The sequence below is a fragment of the Bacillus sp. OK048 genome (genome assembly GCF_900103525.1).
GTDB lineage: Bacteria > Bacillota > Bacilli > Bacillales > Cytobacillaceae > Neobacillus.
On record NZ_FNHN01000007.1, the window covers coordinates 142,015 to 165,732 of the forward strand.

At 43.5% G+C, this 23,718-nt stretch carries 21 protein-coding genes; 17 read left to right on the forward strand and 4 right to left on the reverse strand.

Annotated elements, in window-relative coordinates:
• The first annotated feature begins 9 nt into the window (after positions 1–9).
• The 4 genes from speB (at position 10) to BLR86_RS14375 (ending at position 3,476) form a co-directional block, all read left to right on the forward strand.
• Positions 10–885 (forward strand): agmatinase, encoded by an 876-nt coding sequence (gene speB / locus BLR86_RS14360; RefSeq protein ID WP_090762588.1) that lies wholly within the window; start codon positions 10–12, stop codon positions 883–885.
• 156 nt (positions 886–1,041) lie between these two features.
• A complete protein-coding gene (locus tag BLR86_RS14365) occupies positions 1,042–1,461 on the forward strand; it encodes a YwiB family protein (protein WP_175492899.1) in 420 nt (139 codons plus the stop codon).
• Positions 1,458–3,128 (forward strand): arginine--tRNA ligase, encoded by a 1,671-nt coding sequence (gene argS, locus BLR86_RS14370; protein WP_090762592.1) that lies wholly within the window; start codon positions 1,458–1,460, stop codon positions 3,126–3,128. Before BLR86_RS14365 ends, argS begins: the two co-directional genes overlap by 4 nt.
• A gap of 168 nt (positions 3,129–3,296) precedes the next feature.
• Positions 3,297–3,476 carry an H-type small acid-soluble spore protein gene (locus BLR86_RS14375; protein ID WP_090762594.1) on the forward strand — a complete coding sequence of 60 codons (180 nt, stop codon included), beginning with the start codon at positions 3,297–3,299 and terminating at the stop codon, positions 3,474–3,476.
• Between the two features lie 32 nt (positions 3,477–3,508).
• Here BLR86_RS14375 and BLR86_RS14380 read toward each other — a convergent pair whose 3' ends face one another.
• From BLR86_RS14380 to cls, 3 genes are all read right to left on the reverse strand, one after another.
• A complete protein-coding gene (locus tag BLR86_RS14380; protein ID WP_090762596.1) occupies positions 3,509–3,637 on the reverse strand; it encodes a DUF4023 family protein in 129 nt (42 codons plus the stop codon).
• A 66-nt stretch (positions 3,638–3,703) separates the two neighbouring features.
• Entirely contained in the window at positions 3,704–4,660 is a 957-nt protein-coding gene (gene uvsE / locus BLR86_RS14385) for a UV DNA damage repair endonuclease UvsE (RefSeq protein ID WP_090762598.1), read from the reverse strand.
• 58 nt (positions 4,661–4,718) lie between these two features.
• Positions 4,719–5,921, reverse strand: coding sequence for a cardiolipin synthase (cls, locus tag BLR86_RS14390; RefSeq protein ID WP_090762600.1), 1,203 nt, complete (start codon positions 5,919–5,921; stop codon positions 4,719–4,721).
• Positions 5,922–6,125: 204 nt separating this feature from the next.
• Here cls and BLR86_RS14395 point away from each other — a divergent pair, with 204 nt between their 5' ends.
• The 10 genes from BLR86_RS14395 to BLR86_RS14440 all read left to right on the forward strand — a co-directional run bounded on the left by BLR86_RS14395 (position 6,126) and on the right by BLR86_RS14440 (position 20,537).
• Positions 6,126–8,225, forward strand: coding sequence for a (Fe-S)-binding protein (locus tag BLR86_RS14395; protein ID WP_090762602.1), 2,100 nt, complete (start codon positions 6,126–6,128; stop codon positions 8,223–8,225).
• Positions 8,226–8,461: 236 nt separating this feature from the next.
• On the forward strand, positions 8,462–9,649 hold the full coding sequence (locus BLR86_RS14400) for an acetyl-CoA C-acetyltransferase (RefSeq protein ID WP_090762604.1): 1,188 nt from the start codon (positions 8,462–8,464) through the stop codon (positions 9,647–9,649).
• Positions 9,650–9,996: 347 nt separating this feature from the next.
• A complete protein-coding gene (locus tag BLR86_RS14405) occupies positions 9,997–10,848 on the forward strand; it encodes a 3-hydroxybutyryl-CoA dehydrogenase (protein WP_090762606.1) in 852 nt (283 codons plus the stop codon).
• A 15-nt stretch (positions 10,849–10,863) separates the two neighbouring features.
• Positions 10,864–11,994 (forward strand): acyl-CoA dehydrogenase, encoded by a 1,131-nt coding sequence (locus tag BLR86_RS14410; protein ID WP_090762608.1) that lies wholly within the window; start codon positions 10,864–10,866, stop codon positions 11,992–11,994.
• 93 nt (positions 11,995–12,087) lie between these two features.
• Positions 12,088–13,227, forward strand: a complete 1,140-nt coding sequence (locus tag BLR86_RS14415; protein ID WP_090762610.1) for an acyl-CoA dehydrogenase — start codon at positions 12,088–12,090, stop codon at positions 13,225–13,227.
• A gap of 108 nt (positions 13,228–13,335) precedes the next feature.
• Positions 13,336–13,992: a TetR/AcrR family transcriptional regulator gene (locus tag BLR86_RS14420; RefSeq protein ID WP_090762612.1), complete on the forward strand. Its 657-nt coding sequence runs from the start codon at positions 13,336–13,338 to the stop codon at positions 13,990–13,992.
• Between the two features lie 169 nt (positions 13,993–14,161).
• Positions 14,162–17,422 (forward strand): fused isobutyryl-CoA mutase/GTPase IcmF, encoded by a 3,261-nt coding sequence (icmF, locus tag BLR86_RS14425; protein WP_090762614.1) that lies wholly within the window; start codon positions 14,162–14,164, stop codon positions 17,420–17,422.
• A 339-nt stretch (positions 17,423–17,761) separates the two neighbouring features.
• A complete protein-coding gene (locus tag BLR86_RS14430) occupies positions 17,762–17,959 on the forward strand; it encodes a hypothetical protein (RefSeq protein ID WP_090762616.1) in 198 nt (65 codons plus the stop codon).
• A 157-nt stretch (positions 17,960–18,116) separates the two neighbouring features.
• A complete protein-coding gene (gene rpoE, locus BLR86_RS14435; protein ID WP_090762618.1) occupies positions 18,117–18,695 on the forward strand; it encodes a DNA-directed RNA polymerase subunit delta in 579 nt (192 codons plus the stop codon).
• Between the two features lie 246 nt (positions 18,696–18,941).
• Positions 18,942–20,537, forward strand: a complete 1,596-nt coding sequence (locus BLR86_RS14440; protein ID WP_090762621.1) for a CTP synthase — start codon at positions 18,942–18,944, stop codon at positions 20,535–20,537.
• Between the two features lie 128 nt (positions 20,538–20,665).
• On the opposite strand, the gene BLR86_RS14445 is transcribed toward BLR86_RS14440, so the two are convergent.
• On the reverse strand, positions 20,666–21,169 hold the full coding sequence (locus BLR86_RS14445) for a DUF2529 domain-containing protein (protein ID WP_090762624.1): 504 nt from the start codon (positions 21,167–21,169) through the stop codon (positions 20,666–20,668).
• A gap of 166 nt (positions 21,170–21,335) precedes the next feature.
• Here BLR86_RS14445 and BLR86_RS14450 point away from each other — a divergent pair, with 166 nt between their 5' ends.
• From BLR86_RS14450 to fsa, 3 genes are all read left to right on the forward strand, one after another.
• Positions 21,336–21,707: a response regulator gene (locus tag BLR86_RS14450; protein ID WP_090762626.1), complete on the forward strand. Its 372-nt coding sequence runs from the start codon at positions 21,336–21,338 to the stop codon at positions 21,705–21,707.
• A gap of 233 nt (positions 21,708–21,940) precedes the next feature.
• Positions 21,941–22,798 (forward strand): class II fructose-bisphosphate aldolase, encoded by an 858-nt coding sequence (locus BLR86_RS14455; RefSeq protein WP_090762628.1) that lies wholly within the window; start codon positions 21,941–21,943, stop codon positions 22,796–22,798.
• A 220-nt stretch (positions 22,799–23,018) separates the two neighbouring features.
• Positions 23,019–23,666, forward strand: a complete 648-nt coding sequence (gene fsa, locus BLR86_RS14460; protein WP_090762630.1) for a fructose-6-phosphate aldolase — start codon at positions 23,019–23,021, stop codon at positions 23,664–23,666.
• The last annotated feature ends 52 nt before the right edge of the window (positions 23,667–23,718 follow it).

Genomic DNA, 23,718 nt, shown 5'->3' on the forward strand with positions numbered 1-23,718 from the left:
GTTAGTTAGATGCGTTTTGATGAGGCTTATTCAGGTAATGTGTTTATTAAGAGTCACCAAAATTTTGAGGAGAGTCAGGTGGTTCTTTATGGGATGCCGATGGACTGGACGGTTAGTTTCCGCCCGGGTTCGCGTTTTGGACCGTCTCGAATTCGCGAGGTTTCGGTAGGTTTAGAGGAATATAGTGCTTATCTAGATCGGGAGCTTGATGTCGATGTAAAATACTTCGATGCCGGTGATATTCCGCTTCCATTCGGGAATGCACAAAGAAGTCTTGATTTGATCGAGGAGTTTGTCGACCAAGTCCTTGCTGCTGGAAAGTTTCCATTTGGGATGGGCGGGGAGCATTTAGTATCCTGGCCGGTAATGAAGGCGGTACATAAGAAATATCCTGATTTAGCGATCATCCATATGGATGCTCATACTGACCTTCGTGAGCAATATGAAGGCGAGCCATTATCACATTCCACTCCGATTCGCAAAATTGCTGAACATATCGGGCCGAAAAACGTGTATTCTTTTGGCATCCGCTCAGGGATGAAGGAAGAATTCCAATGGGCGAAAGAGAACGGCATGCATCTTTCTAAATTCGAAGTACTCCAGCCGTTAAAAGAAGTGCTTCCTGAACTTGCCGGACGCCCTGTATATGTGACGATTGATATCGACGTTCTTGATCCTGCACACGCACCAGGGACAGGTACGGTGGACGCCGGCGGGATTACGTCAAAAGAGCTGCTTGCCTCTATCCATGAAATTGCCCGCTCGGGTGTCAACGTCGTCGGCTGCGACCTTGTTGAGGTGGCGCCGATTTACGATCCATCGGAACAAACGGCGAACACGGCAAGCAAGTTGATTCGTGAAATGCTGCTTGGCTGGGTGAAATAGAACCATTTTGGTGCCTGTCCTAATATTAAGGGGCAGGCATCTTTTGTATTGTGGCTCCTCAATCGTTTATAATAGAAAAGGTGCCCTAGTCGGCAAACTAAGAAAATTCTATGGACCTGCAATAGGTTTATTTTAAAAAAAGGGTGTGCATTACGGTTGTCAATCCCTGAATTACCGGTAAAAATTACTGTGAAAACGACCATTGATCAGGATGAGACTTTTGAATTGCTGGTTTTTGGTACATACTTTGAAAAAGGAAATGCGGCTTATCTTCGATATGAGGAAGTGATGGAAGAGGGAAGTGTCCGAACGATTGTGAAAATGGGCATCGATGCAGCCTTGATTTTACGCGGTGGTGCGGTGAAGATGCGCCTGCCGTTTGAAGTGAATCGGAGGTTGAATGGCAGTTATGAAATGCCGTTTGGCCAGTTTGCAACAGAGACAATGGCAAAAAGGATGGACTATTCCTATGAAAATGGTAAAGGAAGTTTTAGCGTGCTTTATGATTTCTTGATGGATGGTGCCGCTAAGAATACATATGAGTTAGAAATAGTCTTTCAGGAGGAGAATAAATGAATATAGTTGAACAGGTTCAAAGTCGGTTAAAAGAGGAAATTCGGGCGGCGGTTGTGAAGGCCAATCTCGCAACAGAAGAACAGATTCCCGATGTGGTTTTGGAAATACCGAAGGAAAAGGCGCATGGCGATTATTCTACCAACATGGCGATGCAGCTGGCACGTGTCGCAAAGAAAGCGCCACGAATGATTGCTGAAGCGCTGATTGAGAATTTCGACAGCTCGAAAGCCTCGATTGAAAAAATTGAATTAGCTGGTCCAGGATTTATTAATTTTTATATGAACAATGCGTACTTAACCGATTTGATTCCGACGGTTCTTGAGGCTGGGGAAAAGTACGGAGAAACAAGTGTTGGCGGCAAGCAAAAGGTTCAAGTCGAGTTTGTTTCAGCGAATCCTACCGGTGACCTCCACCTTGGCCATGCACGTGGTGCTGCTGTCGGTGATTCGCTTTGCAATATTTTAGCGAAAGCAGGCTATGATGTATCGCGTGAATACTATATTAATGACGCAGGAAATCAGATTAATAACCTTGCCAAGTCTGTAGAGGCGCGTTATTTTCAGGCGTTAGGACTTGATAAACCTATGCCGGAGGACGGATACCATGGTGCGGATATCATCGGGATTGGGAAGACGTTGGCTGAAGAGTTTGGCGATAAATATGTCAACGTGGATGAGCAGGAGCGTTTTGAGTTTTTCCGTGAATATGGCTTGAAGGTTGAAATGGCAAAATTACAAAAGGACCTGGAAGATTTCCGTGTTAAGTTTGATGTTTGGTATTCGGAAACGTCCCTTTATAAAAATGGAAAAATCGATGAGGCGCTAAAAGTGCTTCGTGACAACGGCTATATTTATGAGGAAGAGGGCGCGACTTGGCTTCGTTCAATGGACTTCGGCGATGATAAGAACCGCGTGCTCATTAAGCAGGATGGGTCGTATACGTATTTGACACCAGATATCGCTTATCATAAAGATAAGCTTGACCGCGGCTTTGAAAAGCTGATCAATATTTGGGGTGCGGACCATCACGGCTATATCCCGCGGATGAAGGCGGCGATTCAGTCATTAGGGTATGCGAGTGACGCCCTCGAGGTGGAAATCATTCAGCTTGTACATCTGTACAAAGATGGAGAAAAGATGAAGATGAGCAAGCGTACCGGTAAAGCTGTGACGATGCGTGATTTGGTCGATGAGGTTGGTCTTGACGCGACTCGTTACTTCTTCGCGATGAGAAGTTCGGATACGCATATGGACTTTGACTTGGATTTAGCGGTATCGGAATCGAATGAAAATCCGGTATATTATGCTCAATATGCCCATGCGCGGATTTGCAGTATCCTGCGATCAGGTGAGGAGCAGGGAATGACAGCTGACCAGAACGCGGATTTTGCCTTAATCGGGGCGGAAAAGGAAATTGAGTTATTGAAAAAGCTTGGAGAATTCCCGCAGGCGGTTGGCGAGGCTGCGTTGAAGCGTGTGCCGCACCGCGTGACGAACTATATTATGGAGCTTGCGTCAACATTCCATAGCTTCTACAACGCGGAAAAAGTGCTAGATAACGAGCATCCAGAGCGTACAAAGGCTCGACTTGCATTAATCAAGACCGTTCAAATCACACTGCGCAACGCCTTGAAATTAATCGGTGTTTCCGCTCCAGAAAAAATGTAATCAAAAATGGCTCCCAATTTGGGAGCCTTTTTTAAATGGAAAATGATCTTCAGTGTCCACCTGGGGTGGAAAGTGTCCACGAGCGGTGACAGGCACCGAATAGGCACCGAATAATTATCTGTTTTTTGGTAGATATTAAAAAGGTAATTTTAACGAGGAGTGGGCAGTATGAATGTGGGTAGAGCGAAGGAAATTGCTGAGTCGATGGATATGGTTCAGGTAACGTATGAAGGAACGCCGGTGATTATTCAGCATGTCGATGAGACTACGAAGATGGCGAGGATTTATTCAAAGACAGATCCGGAAAATGAACGGGATGTTCCAGTTTTGAATCTAATTGAAGAATAGAAAGAGTCTCCGCGATGGGAGACTCTTTTCTTTTAAACCCCTTGCGAGTGTTTGTGATTTGGTAGTTTGTTTTCTGGGGTGTTTTTGCCGCGTTTTTTATTTTTTTCTTGCTTTTTTTGGTTTTCGGCTAGTCTTTGTACGAATTGGCTGGTGCTTTCCATCAATAATCCCTCCTTGTTGGAATCTGTTGTTACTTTAACCATTCCTATTAGAAAAAATGCACGTGATTATTTGATCTCGATGGCAGCCCCGCGAATCCGCTTAAAACCCCGAACTTTGCTCATGTCTTCCACTAATTTCAGCGTGGCTTGGTCCTTGGCTTTGGCTTCGATCATGAAATCGACGTCCTGTCCCAATGCTTTTACCATTTTTACAAAGGGCATGATAAATTCAAGGTCGACGAAATCGGCATGGGAACGGAACTCCTTTTCACCTTTAGGGGAAGAAATGTGAACTTTCGGTAAAAGGTCTATATGCTCCCATGTTTGAAAAATTCTCGGTAGCAGTTTTTCGAGCGGTGTTTCACAGGGGTTAGCCATGTGATGATGATAGTCAAGCACAAAAGGGACGGTCTCTTTTTCACAGGCGAGGAGGGTTTCTTCTGCATGATAGGTTTTATCATCATTCTCCAACGTCATGGACCGTTTAATATGGGGCGGTAATCTCTTTAGGTTTTCATGGAATCGGACAATCGTTCCCACTTTATCACCATAGGCACCACCAATATGAATATTCATCATCCCCCTGTCCTCCACACCCATCGCTTCAAACATTCGATAATGGTATTCCATATCGATCACCGCATTATCGGTTATTTTTGTTTGCGGTGAGGTGAACAACGTAAACTGGTTTGGATGAAAACTTACTCGCAATTGGTGCCTCTTGATTAATTCACCAATTTCCTGCCATTCTTTTTTAAAAGGAGTGACAAAATCCCAAAATACCTCGGGATGGGTGGCCAATGGAACGAGTGAACTGGATAGCCGATACAATTCAATTTCATGAGCCAAATTGAAATAGAGCATTCGCAATGTATGAGAAAGATTTAATTTTGTGAGCTCCAATAACTTTTCATTACGCTCTTGTTTAGATAATTGCTGGTAGCGTGTGAATGTTAGTGTTTTCGACGGAGAAGCGTCCCACAGCGTAATGGCCGTCGAAACATATCCGAACCGAATCTTCATGACAATTCTCCTTACTAGGGATACCAATAATTTTTCGTAACAACAATCCTTGCCAAACCTATAAAAAAAGTGACACAGCACCGGCGATGACTTCTTTAAAGGATCTGAAAAGGTTTGGCTTATTGAGATCTGTTAACGTCAAGGGTCTAGAGTCAAGAATGTCCTTCTGTAATACATCCTTAAATCGTTCAACAAATACAGGGTCATGAAAATAGCAGTTAATTTCTTTATTTAAAAATAAACTTCGTTGATCAAAATTGGCTGTGCCGATATCGCAGATTTTATCATCAATAACAATTGATTTTGCATGATAAAAACCTTTTTTATATTGATAAACCTGTGCGCCTGCCTGTAATAGTGATCGTAAATATCGGTAGGATGCTTCCTGTACAAGCATATGATCAGTGGTGTAAGGAACAACAATGGTAATCGAAACTCCACGTTTTAATGCATCCAGGAGTCCCTTTAGTAATTGCCTACTTGGGATGAAATAAGGTGTTCCAATCATAATCGTCTGATCCGCATGTTGGATTAACTCCAAGTATTTCTTTTCGAGAAGTCCTGCCTCTGTTGGTACAAATTGATGTGAAGCATGACCTTTGGGCTGTTTTAAGATGTAGGTGGAATCATCCATGATCGCTTCTGATGCGTATTCCTTCCAGTCAATAAGAAACTCAGCTTGTAAAAATGGAACGCTCTCCCCAGTGATTTTCAAGTGGTAATCGCGCCAGGGACTAAGCTTCGGATCCTGATCAATATATTCTTTTCCAATATTGAAGCCGCCCAAGTAGCCAATTTTGCCATCAATAATCGAAATCTTGCGATGGTTGCGCACTTGCATGGAATAAAAGAGATAGGGCAGCTTAATCCGATTGCTAAAGGCAAGCTGAACACCTGCCGTTCGCAATTCATTTGCAATCTTCTTGTTCACCTTGTGACTGCCAAGCCGGTCAACGAGCAGCCGGACTTCCACGCCTTCCTTGGCCTTTGTTTTTAAAAGAGAGTAAAACTCCTGGCTAAAATGGTCATTCTTGACGATATAAAACAGAATGTGAATATGGAGCCTTGCATGTTTTATTTCATTAAAATAATCAGCAAACAGTTCTTTCCCATGTGGAAAGATATCGAAGTTTCCATAAAGTATCGGTGTTGCCTGATTGCGGACAATACGGAGGTGCTTTCTTCTCCCTAGGTGAAAATCAAGATAAAGCCAGACAATGATAAGAAGTATAAATGCGATGATGATGGATGTTACCTTCATTCCAGTTCGTTCCTCCAATCATTTCTTTTAGGTTTGCCAAACAGAGTGGTAAGTATGAATTAGATTAAATGTTAAATGTATTTTAAGAAAAATGTTTGACTGAATGCTCATTCATTATATAATAGTGTTAATAGTATTCAGAAAATTTTATTGGTTTGGAATTTTCAACAAAAAATAAACAGGAAAACAAAGGGGGCGTTTTGAATGAATGGGCTTTTATGGGTTAACCTCATTGCATTCCTAGCTGTAACCGCTTACGCAATCAGTCTGTTCGTTTATGTAGTGAAAACGAGGATTGCATTTATTAAGCTGGGAAAAAAGGTTGAGTTTGACACCAGAGTCAAAGATCGAATGCAAAAAGTCTGGGTCAATGTTTTTGGTCAGAAGAAGTTATTAAAGGACAAAAAGAGTGGAATCATGCACGTGATGTTCTTTTATGGCTTTATCCTCGTTCAATTTGGTGCGATCGATTTTATTTGGAAAGGGTTAGGACCGGGTTCTCATTTACCTCTGGGACCGTTGTATGCTGGGTTTACTTTTTTCCAAGAAATCGTCACACTGATGATCCTTGTTGCCGTCATTTGGGCATTTTACCGACGCTATGTTGAAAAACTTGTGCGCTTGAAGCGCAATTTTAAATCAGGTCTTGTGTTGATTTTTATCGGCGGATTAATGCTTTCTGTTCTTGTCGGGAACGGTATGGGCATCATCTGGCATGGTCACGAAGCCACTTGGACGGAGCCAATTGCCTCACTGATTGCGCTTATTTTTTCAGGGATTGGCGAAACCGCTTCAATTGTTGTATTTTACCTGGCCTGGTGGGCACATCTGCTATTCTTATTAACCTTCTTAGTGTATGTACCGCAATCCAAGCACGCACACTTAATTGCCGGACCGGCAAACGTCTATTTTAACCGTTTGGAAAAGCCAGGAAAGTTGAAAAAGGTCGATTTTGAGGACGAGTCACAAGAATCCTTCGGAGTTGGAAAAATTGAAGATTTCACCCAGCACCAGATGATTGATTTTTATGCCTGTGTAGAATGTGGACGCTGTACGAATATGTGTCCGGCAACAGGAACGGGAAAAATGCTGTCGCCAATGGATTTAATTGTGAAAATGCGTGATCACTTAACGAACCATGGTGCAGCCGTTACCTCCAAACAGCCGTGGGTGCCAACGTTTGCTTTTGGTAATTCAACGGGTAACCAGATCGCCCTTGCTGCAAGTGGCCAAGGTGCCCAAGAATCAGCAGCAACTTTGGCCTATAATCCAAGCTTGATTGGCGATGTGATTACGGAAGAGGAAATTTGGGCATGTACCACATGCCGAAACTGTGAGGACCAATGTCCGGTTATGAACGAACACGTGGATAAAATCATCGACCTGCGCCGTTATCTTGTTTTAACAGAAGGAAAGCTGGATGCAGACGCACAGCGCGCGATGACCAACATCGAACGTCAAGGCAATCCGTGGGGGTTAAACAGAAAAGAGCGCGAAACCTGGCGTGAGGTCCGCGAGGATGTTGAAATTCCAACGGTAAAAGAAATGAACAAAAAAGGCGAAGAGTTTGAATACTTATTCTGGGTTGGTTCGATGGGATCCTACGATAACCGCAGCCAGAAAATTGCTCTATCGTTTGCAAAGCTATTAAATGAAGCAGGCGTGAAGTTTGCTATCTTAGGGAATAAAGAGAAAAACTCTGGTGATACACCGCGTCGACTCGGCAATGAGTTCTTGTTCCAGGAGCTTGCAACAAAAAATATTGAGGAATTTGAAAAGGCAGAGGTTAAGAAAATTGTTACGATTGACCCGCATGCCTACAATATTTTCAAAAATGAATACCCTGACTTTGGGTTGGAGGCAGAGGTTTATCATCATACGGAGGTTCTTTATGAACTTGTTCGTGACGGAAAGCTTGTACCGAAGCATGCCGTCAATGAAAAGATTACCTTCCATGATTCTTGTTACCTTGGTCGTTATAACGACGTGTATGATCCACCACGTGAGATTTTGAAAGCAATCCCAGGTGTGCAGCTTGTGGAAATGGAAAGAAACAGAGAAACGGGAATGTGCTGTGGCGCAGGCGGCGGCTTAATGTGGATGGAAGAAGAAACCGGCCACCGGATTAATGTTTCCAGAACCGAGCAGGCGCTAGCGGTAAATCCTTCTGTAATTAGTTCTGGATGTCCATACTGCTTAACGATGCTATCAGACGGCACAAAGGCGAAAGAGGTAGAAGAAACGATTTCAACCTACGACGTTGCAGAACTTTTAGAAAAAGCAGTTTGTGGGGAAGTCGCGTAGAAAAGTGAAGGCGCCTTAATCGGAGCAAGAGGCTGCATGGCGAAGGTTGATTTGTTAACTGAATTCATTAAATTTTAGGAATTATGTGTAAAACAATTCAACTTTTGCCTTTTTTTATGTAAAATAGATAATGGTTAGGAAAACGCTTTCAAAGTAGGGGATTTTTTTTACTGCTTTTTTCGAGCGAGCGTTCAGTCGGTAATGATGTAAAGCAATAAAAGGGGAGAGTGTTGGTAATGGGGAGAAGTGTTATCTTAAGCGGGGTTCGAACACCATTTGGAAAGTTTGGCGGAGCACTTAGCAGCCTGACTGCTTCACAGCTTGGCGGTATCGTGGTCAAAGAAGCAATTCTTCGAGCTGGCGTAAATCCAGAAGATGTGCAGGAAGTGATTCTAGGATCAGTATTACAAGGCGGCCAAGGACAAATTCCATCACGTCAGGCAGCAAGAGAAGCGGGCCTTCCTTGGGAAGTGAAAACAGAAACGATTAATAAAGTTTGTGCATCGGGAATGCGGAGTGTCACGTTGGGCGATCAAATCATCCGTGCAGGTGATGAAGAGGTGATTGTCGCGGGCGGCATGGAATCGATGAGCAATGCGCCATATATTTTACCAAAAGCACGCTGGGGCTTAAAAATGGGCGATTCGTCTGTAAAGGACTTAATGATTCATGACGGCTTAAGCTGCAGCTTCACCGGTGCCCATATGGGAACATACGGAAATTCCACTGCCAAAGAAATGGAAATCAGCCGTGAAGCTCAGGATGAGTGGGCATTTAGAAGTCATCAGCGGGCAATTGCCGCCATCGAAAACGGTATTTTTGCAGAAGAAATCGTGCCTGTCACCGTACCGCAGCGTAAAGGGGCACCAGTTGTCGTAGAGCATGATGAGTCACCACGAAAGGACACCTCCATTGAAAGACTTGCAAAATTAGGACCGGTATTTAACCCAGACGGAACGATTACAGCGGGAAATGCACCTGGAATCAATGACGGTGCAGCAGCACTCGTTATCATGAGCGAAGAACGGGCTTTACGCGAAGGGTATCAGCCGGAAGCGGTGATCCTAGGTCATTCAGCCATTGCCGTGGAAGCTAAGGATTTCCCACAAACACCAGGACTTGTTATCAACAGCTTATTGAAAAAGACAGGAAAGACGGTCGAGGAAATTGACCTATTTGAAATTAATGAAGCCTTTGCTGCTGTAGCGTTAGTGAGTGGGAAAATAGCCAATCTTGATCCTGAAAAGGTTAATGTCAACGGCGGTGCGGTCGCATTGGGTCATCCAATCGGAGCGAGCGGTGCGCGGATCATTATCACCTTAATGCATGAGTTAAAGCGCCGTGGCGGCGGAATCGGAATTGCCGCGATCTGCAGCGGCGGCGGCCAGGGAGATGCGGTGATGATTGAGGTGCCTAGAGGGTAGATGATTGTTTTCTTAGGCTCTGTTACAACTGAATGTTGATTTCACTCTGTTCGAAAAATAAGCGGAGAAATTCCGTTTATATTGGAAAATACCCATATTTTCCTTAAAATAAGCGGAGTTTTTCCGGTTATATGATCCAAAGCGATGAATTTTGTCTTATTTAGAGCAGTTAAGCGGAATATCTCCGCTTATATCTGCTTCTAAAGCCTCCACTATATACAATAACCGGAAATTCTCCGCCTATGAATTCTTATACCTACACGAAAATCAACAATGAATAATAACAGAGCATTTTTTTTAAAAAAAAGGGTTTAAACGAATTTTAAGCCCTAATTGGAGGGGAATACATGAAGGTTGAAAAGATTATGGTCATCGGTGCTGGTCAAATGGGCTCGGGGATTGCACAGGTTTGTGCCCAGGCTGGCTATCGGGTGTTTCTGAATGACCTAAAGCCAGAGTTTGTCGAGCGCGGACTAGGGGTAATTAGTAAAAATTTATCCCGTCATGTGGATAAAGGCAGAATGACAGAAGCGCAAAAACAGGATGTTTTAAGTCAGGTAACGGCTTCCACGGACCTGCATGATGCCCGCGCGGTTGACCTCGTCATTGAAGCGGCTATTGAAAATATGGAAATTAAGACGAAGCTGTTCGCGCAGCTTGATGAAATCACGCCGCCACATGTGATTTTAGCGAGCAATACGTCGTCACTGCCGATCACAGAAATTGCGGCAGCAACGAAACGGCCGGAAAAGGTAATCGGGATGCATTTTATGAACCCGGTGCCGGTGATGAAGCTCGTTGAGATTATTCGTGGTTTGGCAACGGCAGATGAGGTTTATCAGGTGGTTGAAGATATGACGAAAACTTTGAGCAAGGTGCCGGTTGAAGTCAATGACTTCCCTGGATTCGTGGCGAATCGCATTCTGATGCCGATGATCAATGAGGCGATTTATACCCTGTATGAGGGTGTGGCGACCAAAGAGGCAATCGATGAAATCATGAAGCTGGGGATGAACCATCCGATGGGGCCGCTGACTTTGGCTGATTTTATCGGCCTTGATACATGTCTGTATATTATGGAAACCCTACATGAAGGCTTTGGTGACACGAAATACCGTCCATGTCCGCTGCTGCGTAAATATGTAAAAGCTGGCTGGCTTGGCAAGAAATCAGGTCGAGGCTTCTACACATACGAATAATTTGGAGGTCCAACTATGAATCTTACATTTTCAGCAGAGCAGGAAATGATGCGAAAAATGGTACGCGATTTCGCCAATAATGAGATCGCCCCATTTGTCGAACGAATGGAAAAGGGCGAATTTCCGCGTGAAATTCTTCGGAAAATGGGTGAGCTTGGTTTGATGGGGATTCCGGTTCCGCAAGAATACGGCGGTGCAGAGATGGACTTTGTCTCGTATATCATTGCGATTAACGAGCTTTCGAAGGTAAGCGCAACTGTCGGCGTCATTCTTTCCGTTCATACATCTGTCGGAACAAATCCAATCTTGTATTTTGGTTCGGATGAACAGAAGCAGCGGTTTCTTCCAAAGCTGGCATCAGGCGAGTATTTAGCTGCCTTTTGCTTAACGGAGGCGGGATCGGGGTCGGATGCAAAAAGCATGAAATCCCGCGCGGTAAAGAAGGATGACCATTATGTGATCAACGGCTCGAAGATGTTTATCACCAATGGTGGAGAAGCGGATGTGTATATCGTCTTTGCTTCCACCAATCCGGAACTCGGCAGTAAAGGAATTTCTGCCTTTATTGTCGAAAAAAGTTCGCCTGGCCTTGTGATTGGCAAGGATGAGCATAAAATGGGGCTCCATGGATCGAGAACGGTTCAGCTTTCTTTTGAAGACATGCGTGTTCCTGTTGAAAATCTTTTGGGTCAAGAAGGCGAAGGCTTTAAAATTGCATTGGCGAATCTTGATGTCGGGCGTATCGGGATTGCTGCACAAGCGCTCGGGATTGCAGAAGCTGCATTAGAAGCCGCCGTTAATTACGCGAAAGGACGCCAGCAGTTTGGCAAGCCGATTGCGGCCCAACAGGGAATTGGTTTTAAGCTGGCGGATATGGCAACAAATGTGGAGGCTGCCAGACTATTACTCTATCGGGCAGCGGATTTACGCGCACAAGGAGTAAAGTGCGGGCTTGAGGCTTCGATAGCCAAATTATTTACATCGAAGACCGCGGTAGAAACTGCGATTGAGGCGATTCAGGTGTTTGGCGGCTATGGCTATACAGAGGATTACCCAGTCGAACGCTACTTCCGCGATGCTAAAGTAACCGAGATATATGAAGGAACCAGCGAGATACAACGGATCGTGATTAGTAAATATCTTTGATTTGTAGAAGCAGTATTGTTTTGTGTAGAAACTGTACGGTTTTATGAAGAAACTATCCAGTTAATGGAAAATTACCCTAAGGAGGATGTAAAGATGAACTTTCGCTTATCTGAAGAACATGAAATGATTCGGAAAATGGTACGGGATTTTGCTCGAAATGAGGTAGGGCCTACGGCGGCGGAGCGTGATGAGGAGGAGCGTTTTGACCGCGAGATTTTTGACAAAATGGCGGAGCTTGGATTAACCGGGATTCCGTGGCCAGAAGAGTATGGTGGAATTGGAAGCGATTACCTTGCTTATTGTATTGCGATTGAAGAGCTTTCCCGCGTTTGCGCGTCAACGGGTGTAACGCTTTCTGCACACACTTCTTTAGCGGGCTGGCCAATTTACAAATTCGGTTCTGAAGAGCAAAAGCAACAATATCTTCGTCCTATGGCGGAGGGCAGTAAAATCGGTGCCTATGGGTTAACAGAGCCAGGCAGCGGCTCGGACGCCGGTGCAATGAGAACAACAGCAAGACGAGACGGAGATCATTACATCCTCAATGGTTCAAAAATTTTCATTACCAACGGCGGTGTCGCCGATATTTATGTCGTGTTTGCGTTGACGGATCCAGGAAGCAAGCAAAAGGGAACCACTGCCTTCATCGTAGAAAGTGACTTCCCAGGCTTTTCCGTTGGGAAAAAAGAAAAGAAACTCGGCATTCGTTCATCGCCGACAACGGAAATCATTTTTGAAGAGTGTAAGGTGCCTGTCACCAACAGACTTGGCGAAGAGGGCGATGGCTTTAAAATTGCGATGATGACGCTTGATGGCGGTCGGAATGGAATTGCTGCGCAGGCCGTTGGAATTGCCCAGGGCGCGCTTGATGCTGCAGTTGACTATGCGAAGGAGCGTCAGCAGTTTGGTAAGCCCATTGCTGCGAACCAAGGAATCGGCTTTAAGCTGGCTGATATGGCAACAAATATCGAAGCAGCAAGACTATTAACCTATCAGGCGGCATGGCTAGAGTCTAAGGGGTTACCGTATGGCAAGGAATCGGCGATGTCAAAATTATTTGCTGGCGACACAGCGATGAAGGTGACAACCGAAGCGGTACAAGTATTTGGCGGCTACGGCTATACGAAGGATTATCCAGTGGAAAGATTCATGCGCGACGCAAAAATCACCCAGATTTATGAGGGAACACAGGAAATCCAGCGCCTCGTAATCTCAAGAATGATAACGAAATAACAAGCTCCAAGTAATATCAAGAATGGTAACGAAATAACAAGTGCATCGTTATTTCCAATGATGACGAAATAGCCAGTCCATGACTTTGAACAAAGGGCGGAAATAGGGATGAAAAAGCGTGAAGTGCAGGCTTCTGTTAAAGATGAACGCCTTGTACAAAGAAGACGGGATCAGATGATCAAAGGGGCGGTTTCACTTTTTAAAGAAAAGGGGTTTCACCGGACGACGACAAGGGAAATTGCTAAAGCGGCGGGCTTTAGCATCGGGACGTTATACGAGTATATTCGAACGAAGGAAGACGTTCTTTATCTGGTTTGTGACAGCATTTATGAACATGTGAGCGAGCGGCTGCAGCAGGATCTTGAAAATAAGCAAGCTACACTAGCAAGTTTGAAGCTTGGAATCGCAAATTATTTTCGGGTCATTGATGAAATGCAAGAGGAAATATTGGTGATGTATCAGGAGGCAAAATCGCTGACGAAGGATGCCCTGCCATATGTGTTGAAAAAGGAAAATGAAATGGCGGCAATGTTCGAAGAGCTCATTATCCTATGTGTGGAAAATGGTGAATTGAACTTAACCGAAAAACAAACAAAAATCCTTTCTCATACGATTATTGTTGAGGGACAAATGTGGAGCTTCCGCCGGTGGGCATTACAAAAACTCTATACACTAGATGAATATATTGAATTGCAAACGGAACTATTGTTTACGGGGATTAGCGGAATGAGTCAATTACAGAAGAAAGGGTCCATGACTAAATAAGTCAGGAAACCATCAAAAGGTTCATTTTCTAAAAAAGATCGAAAATCACCAAAAAGTTCATTTTCAAAAGTAAAAGCCCGGAAACTACCAAAAGGTTCATTTTCTAAAAATAAAAGTCCGAGTACTGACATAGGGGTTCTTTTTTCAAAACAAAGGGGGAGACATGAGTATGACGGAGGTTTATCAGCACAAGCATCATATTCGTTTTGTGACGGCGTCGAGTTTGTTTGATGGCCACGATGCTTCGATTAATATTATGAGGAGGATCCTTCAGGCGAGCGGTGCCGAGGTGATTCATCTGGGGCATAATCGTTCGGTTGAAGAGGTGGTCAATGCGGCGATTCATGAGGATGCGCAGGGGATTGCGATTTCTTCGTATCAAGGCGGCCATGTGGAATACTTTAAATATATGTATGATTTGCTGAAGGAGAAGGGTGCTCCGAACATCCGTATTTATGGCGGCGGCGGCGGTGTTATTATCCCGCGTGAAATTAAGGAACTGCATGAGTACGGGATTGCCTGGATTTTTTCTCCTGACGATGGCAGGAAGATGGGGCTGCAAGGAATGATTAACCGGATGCTGGCGGAGTGCGATTTTCCGACAGTTTCGCTCGATAATCAGGAGTACATTGAAAAGCTGCCGACAGGTGATGTCAATGCAATTTCAAAATTGATTACGCTCGCAGAGCTTCACGTTGATCATAATCGTGAAGCGGCTGCTGCTGCTGAAAGCTTGCTGGAAAAAGTAAAATCGTTAACGAAGGAGATTCCTGTTATCGGTATTACCGGTACGGGCGGTGCTGGAAAAAGCTCGCTGACGGACGAATTGATCCGCCGGTTTATCAATGAACTGCCTGATAAAAAAGTGGCGATACTATCGGTTGACCCGACGAAACAAAAAACAGGCGGAGCTCTGTTAGGCGACCGAATTCGAATGAATGCCATTTTCCACCCAAATGTATATATGCGCAGTCTGGCAACAAGGTCTTCAAGATCAGAGTTATCGCTGGCAATAAAGGATGCAGTACAAGTCGTAAAAGCTGCTGGATTTGACCTGGTAATTGTGGAAACGAGCGGAATCGGTCAGGGGGATGCTGAAATCACCGAGATTTGTGATGTTTCCCTTTATGTGATGACAAGTGAGTTCGGGGCGCCGACACAGCTTGAGAAGATTGATATGATTGACTTTGCTGATTTGATTGTCATCAATAAATTTGAGCGTAAGGGATCAGAGGATGCACTAAGGCAGGTGCAAAAACAATATCAGCGCAGTCATATGCTGTTTGAAAAAGATCCAAGTGACATGCCGGTTTATGGGACAATTGCCAGCCAATTTAATGACCCAGGGACGAACGCTCTGTTTGCAGCGTTAATTGAAAAGGTAAATGAAAAGATGAGCACGGAATGGGTGACTTCTTTTACAAAAGATGCATTGGTGGAAAAGCAAAATGTCATCATTCCAACTGACCGCCGTTATTACCTTCGGGAAATATCGGAGACCGTTCGCCGCTATCACGCAAAAGCCGAGGAGCAGGCGAATATGGCACGAAAATTGTTCCAACTTGAAGGAGCCATTGCGGCGGTTAAAGAAACGGAAGCAAGCGAGGAAGTCACAGCTGCTTTAGAAGCGCTGAAGAAAGCAACAGAAGAGAAATTAACACCAGAGTCGAAGAAAATTCTCGATAGCTGGGAAAAAACAAAGGCGGCTTACAAAGCAGATAAATTTGTGACGAGAATTCGTGATAAAGAAATCATCACGGTATTAAAAACGAAGAGCCTTTCAGGGCTGGATATTCCAAAAGTGGTCCTGCCACGCTATAAAGATTACGGTGAAATTATCCGCTGGGTCTATTGTGAGAACGTCCCGGGTTCTTACCCGTATACGGCTGGAGTATTCCCGTTCAAGCGGGAAGGCGAAGATCCGAAACGCCAGTTTGCCGGGGAAGGGACTCCAGAGAGAACGAACCGCCGTTTCCACTATTTATCTAAGGATGATGATGCAAAACGCTTAAGTACGGCGTTTGACTCGGTGACGTTGTATGGGGAGGATCCAGATTATCGTCCAGACATTTTTGGGAAGATTGGTGAGAGCGGGGTTAATATTTGTACGCTCGATGATATGAAGAAACTTTATGACGGCTTTGATCTCTGTCACCCGTCAACATCGGTGTCGATGACGATTAACGGTCCAGCACCCATTATTCTAGCGATGTTCATGAATACAGCCATTGATCAGCAAGTGAAGAAAAAAGAAGCAGAGCTTGGACGGGTGCTAACGGTTGAGGAATTTGCACGAGTAAAAGCATACACGTTGCAGAACGTGCGCGGTACAGTACAGGCGGATATTTTAAAAGAAGATCAAGGTCAAAACACGTGTATTTTTTCAACCGAGTTTGCGCTTAGGATGATGGGCGATATCCAGCAATATTTTATCGATCAAAAGGTCCGTAACTATTATTCGGTTTCGATTTCTGGCTATCATATTGCCGAGGCAGGGGCGAATCCGATTTCGCAGCTGGCCTTTACGCTTTCCAACGGTTTTACCTATGTGGAGTATTATTTAAGCCGCGGGATGAAGATTGATGATTTTGCACCAAACCTTTCGTTTTTCTTCTCCAATGGTTTGGATCCGGAATATACGGTAATTGGCCGGGTGGCCCGCAGGATTTGGGCAACGGTGATGAAGGAGAAATATGGGGCGAGCGAGCGCAGTCAAAAGCTAAAGTATCATGTTCAAACATCCGGTCGCTCCCTGCACGCACAGGAAATCGACTTTAATGATATTCGCACCACGTTACAAGCGTTGATGGCCTTGCAGGATAACTGTAATTCCCTTCATACCAATGCTTATGACGAGGCGATTACGACACCAACAGAAGAATCGGTTCGCCGGGCGATGGCCATTCAAATGATTATCACTAAAGAGCATGGCTTATCGAAAAATGAAAATCCGCTCCAAGGTTCGTTTATTGTCGAAGAACTAACTGACCTGGTGGAGGAAGCGGTTCTTCAAGAATTTGAACGCTTAAATGATCGCGGCGGGGTACTTGGTTCGATGGAAACCCAATATCAACGCGGAAAAATCCAAGACGAGTCCATGTACTATGAAATGAAGAAGCATACGGGTGAGCTGCCAATTATCGGGGTGAATACGTATTTAAATCCGAATCCACCTTCTGCAGAAGACATTGACAGTATGGAGCTGGCACGTGCTTCCTACGAAGAAAAGGAATTGCAAATTACCAACTTACGCGCCTTCCAACAAACGCACGAAGCAGCAACACGAAAAGCCCTCGAAAAATTAAAAGCCGCTGCGGTGAACAACGAAAACATCTTTGCAGCCTTAATGGAAACCGTAAAAACAGCCAGCCTGGGCCAAATCACAAAGGCACTGTATGAAGTAGGCGGACAATACAGGAGAAATATGTAAATTGGATCCAATGACAATGGCTTTGAAAGCAAATGCTTTTGAGCCATTGTTTTTTTGAAGGCTGTGTTACATGATACTGTTGATTTTATAACCTGTTGATTTGAGCGGAAGGCACGAGACTCCTGCGGGACTAGCAGGTCAGGGTGAGACCCCGCAGTCGCGCAGCGGCGAGGAGGCTCACCGACCGCCCGCGGAAAGCGAAGTGCCTGGAGCTCAAATCAACAGCCCAGTTTAACACAGGCATTGTAAAAATAATTTTTTAACCAGTATTAATCTTGACTGTTTTTCTTATATAATGGATGTGCGTACATCAATGGATCCCGAGGCGGGTGTTGACAGATGAAGACAAGTTATATGTTATTGTTATTAATCATTTTAGCCTGGCCGTTATATTTTCTCTATCAACATCAATTAGGGGCGATTTCCTTCCTTATCCTAGCGGTCATCTTCTTCATGAAGGCAATGAGCGAGATGAAAAAGCTAAAAGAAGAGAAAAAACCTAGTGACAATCAGAGGGATTCCGAAAAAATCAAGTAAAACAATAGATAGAACTAGCATAAACGAGAGAATATTGTTTATAATGAAGAATATGTCAAAATACGAGCACCTAGTTGCTAAAGCGAGACATGGCTTTTTGCCCGTTATCACTCAACTCATTACATAGAGTGTTAAATAGAGAAAGGAAGTGCCGATAGTGAGTTTACAAAGTTTCTCAAAAGAGGAGTTACATGAGCTTTCCCTTATTGAGCTAGCGTATGAATATTTAAAACACAGCAAACAACCCATTGCTTTTAACGACTTAATTAAAGAAATTGCTGCATCTACTGAGCTAAAAGAGGAACAAATTAGATCAAGAATTGGACAATTTTATACCGATATAAATATTGATGGCCGTTTTCTATCCTTAGGAGATAACCGCTGGGGTCTTCGCGTTTGGTATCCAGTTGATACTGCGGAAGAAGAAGTGGTTACGGTTATTAAGCCTAAGAAGAAAAAGGCGAAAAAGGTTGTCGATGAAGACTTTGATGATGTCGATGAAATTGATGAAGACTTCGATGACATTGATGACTTTGTCGATGAAGATGACCTTCTAGATGAAGATGATGAAGATGACGATTTACTTGATGATCTCGATGATGTTGATGATTTGGATGAAGACGATGATGTCATTGATGATGAATTAGAACTTGATGATGAAGAAGACCTTGACGAGGATCTCGATGAAGAAGAGGAACTAGATGAGGTTGCTGATGAAGAAGACGACCTATTATAGGGGTTGACTTTTTTATCCTGCACTTGTAAAATCACTTTTGGGCTCCTTTAAAAAGGAACGGATCAACATTAGCTTATGAAGCGCTCCCTTACGATTTGCGTAAGCGGAGTGCTTTTTTATTTTTCCATGCCAATTGACATACAGCTCTCTCGGCCCAATGCCGAGACTTCTTTCTTTTAAAAAAATTTATAAAAGAAGCCTTAAACTACTGTGGATTGCACAAACTGAATTAGAGGAGGATATTTTATGACGAAGTATATTTTTGTAACTGGCGGTGTTGTTTCATCGTTAGGTAAAGGAATTACCGCAGCCTCTTTAGGCCGTTTGTTGAAGAATCGCGGATTGAGTGTCACGATTCAAAAATTTGATCCTTATATTAACGTCGACCCTGGAACCATGAGTCCGTATCAGCATGGTGAAGTGTTCGTGACGGGTGATGGCGCGGAAACTGATTTAGACTTAGGACACTACGAACGCTTTATCGATATTAACTTAAATAAATACAGTAACGTAACGACAGGGAAAATCTATTCTACCGTCTTGCGTAAAGAGCGCCGGGGCGATTATTTAGGTGGAACCGTTCAGGTAATCCCGCACATTACCAATGAAATTAAAGAGCGTGTTTTCCGTGCTGGCAATGAAACCAATGCAGATGTCGTGATTACTGAAATTGGCGGAACCGTTGGCGATATCGAGTCACTGCCATTCTTGGAAGCGATCCGCCAAATCAAGAGTGATATTGGCAGCTCCAATGTCATGTACATTCACTGTACCTTAATTCCGTACATTAAAGCAGCCGGCGAAATGAAAACAAAGCCGACACAGCACAGCGTTAAAGAGCTTCGCAGCCTAGGGATTCAGCCAAATATCATTGTCGTTCGTACGGAAATGCCGGTATCACAAGATATGAAGGACAAAATTGCCTTGTTCTGTGATATTGATGCGAAAGCGGTCATTGAATGCCGCGATGCCGATACGCTTTATTCGATTCCACTGGCACTTCAAGAACAGCACATGGACCAAATTGTTTGTGATCACTTGAAGCTAACAACGCCAGAGCCGGAAATGACAGAATGGATCGCGCTCGTTGATAAGGTTACGAATCTGTCTAAGAAAACACGTATTGGTCTTGTCGGCAAATATGTTGAACTTCAAGATGCCTATATTTCTGTTGTAGAGGCGATGAAACATGCGGGTTATGCATTTGATTCGGATGTGGAAATTAAGTGGATTAATTCCGAAGATGTAACAGCTGATAACGTGGCAGAGCTTTTGCAAGATGTGGATGGCATTTTAGTCCCTGGCGGCTTTGGGGATCGTGGGATTGAAGGGAAAATCCAAGCAACCCGTTATGCGCGTGAAACGAAGAAGCCTTTCCTTGGCATTTGTTTAGGCATGCAGCTGGCAACGATTGAATATGCTCGTCATGTTCTTGGCTACAAGGATGCGCATTCTTCAGAGTTTGTACCTGAAACGAAGCACCCAATCATCGATTTACTTCCGGAGCAAAAGGATGTTGAGGACTTAGGCGGAACTTTACGACTTGGTCTCTATCCGTGCCGTTTAATCGAAGGAACCAAAGCGTTTGCTGCTTACGATGATGAAGTGATTTATGAGCGTCACCGCCACCGGTATGAGTTTAACAATCACTACCGTCAAGAAATGGAAGATGCTGGATTTGTATTTTCTGGTACAAGCCCAGATGGCCGTCTTGTCGAGATCATTGAGTTGACAGACCATCCTTGGTTTGTGGCGTCACAGTTCCACCCGGAATTCGTCTCAAGACCAACCCGTCCACAACCACTGTTCCGTGACTTTATAAAAGCTACATTGGAAAAATAATTTCTTGGGCCAGTTCTCTTTTGGGGGACTGGCTTATTTTTGGATTTGGTTTCCAATAAATGTCTAAAAGTCCAAAGCCCCCTAAAAAAAGTCCAAAACAAAAAACGACCCAATCTAGGTCGCTCCGATCACTCATATTCTGCAAAAATCTCATCAATGGTAAATTTTAAACCATAATAAATGAATAAAGCTGCCATGGAAGCTGGATATCCATAACGATTTCCGAAATCATCTGGTAGCAACCCCTTGGTCAGCTGCAAATTAAGATGAACATCTGCTAAATCAGCTAGCTTTCCGTCCGGAACCACTGTGGAAACGGCGACAAAAGGAACCCCTTTTTCCTGAAGCCTCATGGCCCATTCAATTGCTTCCACATCATCAGCGTTCCTCGAAAAAAGCAGCACCCGGTCAGCACTTGTTAAATCATCTGCATTCGTTAGCACGTGTGCACCCCTTAATGGTTCCGCACCCTCCAAAGCCTCAAACTCCACTGCCTTCATTTCCTTGAATCCCAAAAGGTAAATAGTTTGTCCCTGGGCAAGGAGGCGGGCGCCATCCTCGAAGGAAAACTCTTCTTTTTCAGCAATTCTTTTAAATAATCCAGTTAATTGAGTTGTAAACATTTTTAACATGTAAGCCCTCCTTCTCCAATTTATTATAGCTATATAAAAACAAAAGACAATTACCACAAATTACCTATGCATATATGAAGGATTTTTGAGATTTATGTCGAAGTGTATCAAAGTGGAAGAAATAGGTATAACCAAAATGACAAAATAGGGTGGAAGAGGTGGAGTTATGAAAGAGAAAATTTTAATTGTTGACGATCAATTTGGGATTCGGATTTTATTAAATGAGGTATTCTCAAAGGAAGGATATCAAACCTTCCAGGCAGCAAATGGAATTCAAGCGCTAGATATTGTTACGAAGCATGACCCTGATCTCGTCCTATTAGATATGAAAATACCTGGTATGGATGGTATTGAAATTTTAAAAAGAATGAAAGTCATTGATCCTGATATTCGCGTGATTATTATGACGGCCTATGGTGAATTGGATATGATCCAAGAAGCCAAGAATCTTGGTGCGATCACGCATTTTGCCAAGCCATTCGATATTGATGATATTCGTGCGGCGGTAAGAAAACATATTCCGCAAAAGTCAAATTAGTCATTTTTTCCGAAGAAATAGAGTTCAAAAATGTGGTTCCGCTTTCATTGTGAACGTTTAAAAAACTAGGCTTCATCGATGGTATTTTGTGAACTAGTTTGGTATGATACTTATGAACTTTTACTGGTCAATTTATCTTCTCGATTATACATAATCAGTAAAATCGTAGGAAATCCTGAATAGGAAAGCCTTAAATTTGAGAAGATAAAAACCTATACCAAGGAGGAAATATAATGCCTTTAGTTTCAATGAAAGAAATGCTTATTAAAGCGAAAGCGGAAGGCTACGCTGTTGGGCAATTTAACTTAAATAACTTAGAATTTACCCAAGCTATCCTGCAAGCAGCTGAGGCTGAAAAGTCACCAGTTATTCTTGGCGTTTCCGAAGGGGCAGCTCGCTACATGGGCGGCTTCAAAACAATTGTGAAAATGGTTGAAGGTTTATTAGAAGATTATAAAATCACTGTTCCTGTTGCGATTCACTTGGACCATGGTTCAAGCTTTGCAAAATGTAAAGAAGCAATTGATGCAGGTTTCACTTCGGTAATGATTGACGCTTCTCATCATCCATTTGAAGAAAATATCGAAATTACTACTCAAGTAGTTGAATATGCTCATTCAAAAGGTGTTTCTGTTGAAGCTGAATTAGGAACTGTCGGCGGACAAGAAGACGATGTAATCGCTGAAGGTGTTATCTATGCAGATCCTAAAGAGTGTGACGAACTTGTTAAGCGCACAGGTATTGACTGTCTTGCTCCAGCATTAGGATCCGTACATGGTCCTTACAAAGGTGAACCAAATCTTGGTTTCAAAGAAATGGAAGAAATCGGTAAGATTACTGGTCTGCCACTTGTACTTCACGGCGGAACTGGAATTCCATTAAAGGATATCCAACAATCAGTTTCACTTGGAACAGCGAAAATTAACGTGAATACAGAAAATCAAATTGCATCTGCAAAAGCAGTTCGCGAAACATTAGCAGCATTACCAGAAGAATACGATCCACGTAAATATTTAGGCCCAGCTCGTGATGCGATCAAAGCAACTGTCATCGGCAAAATGCGCGAATTTGGTTCATCAGGCAGAGCTTAATAGAAAAGCAGAAGCCCCTAGGCTGCTTGCGCTAGACAAAAACGAAAAGCTAGAAATAGATTTTTATGACTAGAGGGCTTCGTGCTCTTGAAAATTCTATCCAAGGTTTGATACATTAGTAGTAAATTGAAACCGCCCCTTATGTGTGGGCGGTTTCAAACTTGTAGAGAGAAGTTTGAAAATTGACGAAACTTGTCGAACACATTTGGAGGGGAAACAGATGAAATTTTTCATTGATACAGCTAATTTAGAAGAGATTCGTGAAGTACACGAACTAGGTTTATTATCAGGAGTAACAACGAATCCATCACTTGTGGCAAAAGAAAAAGGTGTTTCATTCCATGATCGCATTAGAGAAATTTCCGCGCTTGTTCCGGGTTCGGTAAGTGCAGAGGTTATTGCCCTTGACGCAGAAGGAATGATTAGAGAGGGTAAAGAACTTGCTGCGATTGCTCCAAATATTACGGTAAAAGTTCCAATGACTCCTGATGGGCTAAAAGCTTGTCACGCTTTCTCACAAGCAGGCATTACCACGAATGTTACCTTAATTTTCAATGCCAATCAGGCACTTCTTGCAGCAAGAGCAGGAGCTACATACGTTTCTCCATTCCTAGGCAGATTGGACGATATCGGACAAAATGGCTTAGAATTAATTTCTCAAGTCGCAGATATCTTTGCCGTACACGGACTTGATACACAAATTATTGCCGCATCGATTCGTAACCCGATTCACGTTACAGAAGCAGCATTAAGAGGTGCACATATTGCGACGATTCCGTACAAAGTATTAATGGGATTGTTCCACCATCCATTAACAGACAAAGGAATTGAAGCATTCTTAAAGGATTGGGAAGGTCGTAACGCGTAATTTTTACCAATTTTTAAAACTTTTTTCCAGATTGATACATGAAAATAAAATA

Bases quoted from the DNA above. Each gene is read 5' to 3' on its own strand.
- speB (WP_090762588.1), top strand. From the start codon at position 10: ATGCGTTTTGATGAGGCTTATTCAGGTAATGTGTTTATTAAGAGTCAC.
- argS (WP_090762592.1), top strand. From the start codon at position 1,458: ATGAATATAGTTGAACAGGTTCAAAGTCGGTTAAAAGAGGAAATTCGG.
- BLR86_RS14375 (WP_090762594.1), top strand. From the start codon at position 3,297: ATGAATGTGGGTAGAGCGAAGGAAATTGCTGAGTCGATGGATATGGTT.
- BLR86_RS14380 (WP_090762596.1), bottom strand. From the start codon at position 3,637: ATGGAAAGCACCAGCCAATTCGTACAAAGACTAGCCGAAAACCAAAAA.
- uvsE (WP_090762598.1), bottom strand. From the start codon at position 4,660: ATGAAGATTCGGTTCGGATATGTTTCGACGGCCATTACGCTGTGGGAC.
- cls (WP_090762600.1), bottom strand. From the start codon at position 5,921: ATGAAGGTAACATCCATCATCATCGCATTTATACTTCTTATCATTGTC.
- BLR86_RS14395 (WP_090762602.1), top strand. From the start codon at position 6,126: ATGAATGGGCTTTTATGGGTTAACCTCATTGCATTCCTAGCTGTAACC.
- BLR86_RS14400 (WP_090762604.1), top strand. From the start codon at position 8,462: ATGGGGAGAAGTGTTATCTTAAGCGGGGTTCGAACACCATTTGGAAAG.
- BLR86_RS14405 (WP_090762606.1), top strand. From the start codon at position 9,997: ATGAAGGTTGAAAAGATTATGGTCATCGGTGCTGGTCAAATGGGCTCG.
- BLR86_RS14410 (WP_090762608.1), top strand. From the start codon at position 10,864: ATGAATCTTACATTTTCAGCAGAGCAGGAAATGATGCGAAAAATGGTA.
- BLR86_RS14415 (WP_090762610.1), top strand. From the start codon at position 12,088: ATGAACTTTCGCTTATCTGAAGAACATGAAATGATTCGGAAAATGGTA.
- BLR86_RS14420 (WP_090762612.1), top strand. From the start codon at position 13,336: ATGAAAAAGCGTGAAGTGCAGGCTTCTGTTAAAGATGAACGCCTTGTA.
- icmF (WP_090762614.1), top strand. From the start codon at position 14,162: ATGACGGAGGTTTATCAGCACAAGCATCATATTCGTTTTGTGACGGCG.
- BLR86_RS14430 (WP_090762616.1), top strand. From the start codon at position 17,762: ATGAAGACAAGTTATATGTTATTGTTATTAATCATTTTAGCCTGGCCG.
- BLR86_RS14440 (WP_090762621.1), top strand. From the start codon at position 18,942: ATGACGAAGTATATTTTTGTAACTGGCGGTGTTGTTTCATCGTTAGGT.
- BLR86_RS14445 (WP_090762624.1), bottom strand. From the start codon at position 21,169: ATGTTAAAAATGTTTACAACTCAATTAACTGGATTATTTAAAAGAATT.
- BLR86_RS14450 (WP_090762626.1), top strand. From the start codon at position 21,336: ATGAAAGAGAAAATTTTAATTGTTGACGATCAATTTGGGATTCGGATT.
- BLR86_RS14455 (WP_090762628.1), top strand. From the start codon at position 21,941: ATGCCTTTAGTTTCAATGAAAGAAATGCTTATTAAAGCGAAAGCGGAA.
- fsa (WP_090762630.1), top strand. From the start codon at position 23,019: ATGAAATTTTTCATTGATACAGCTAATTTAGAAGAGATTCGTGAAGTA.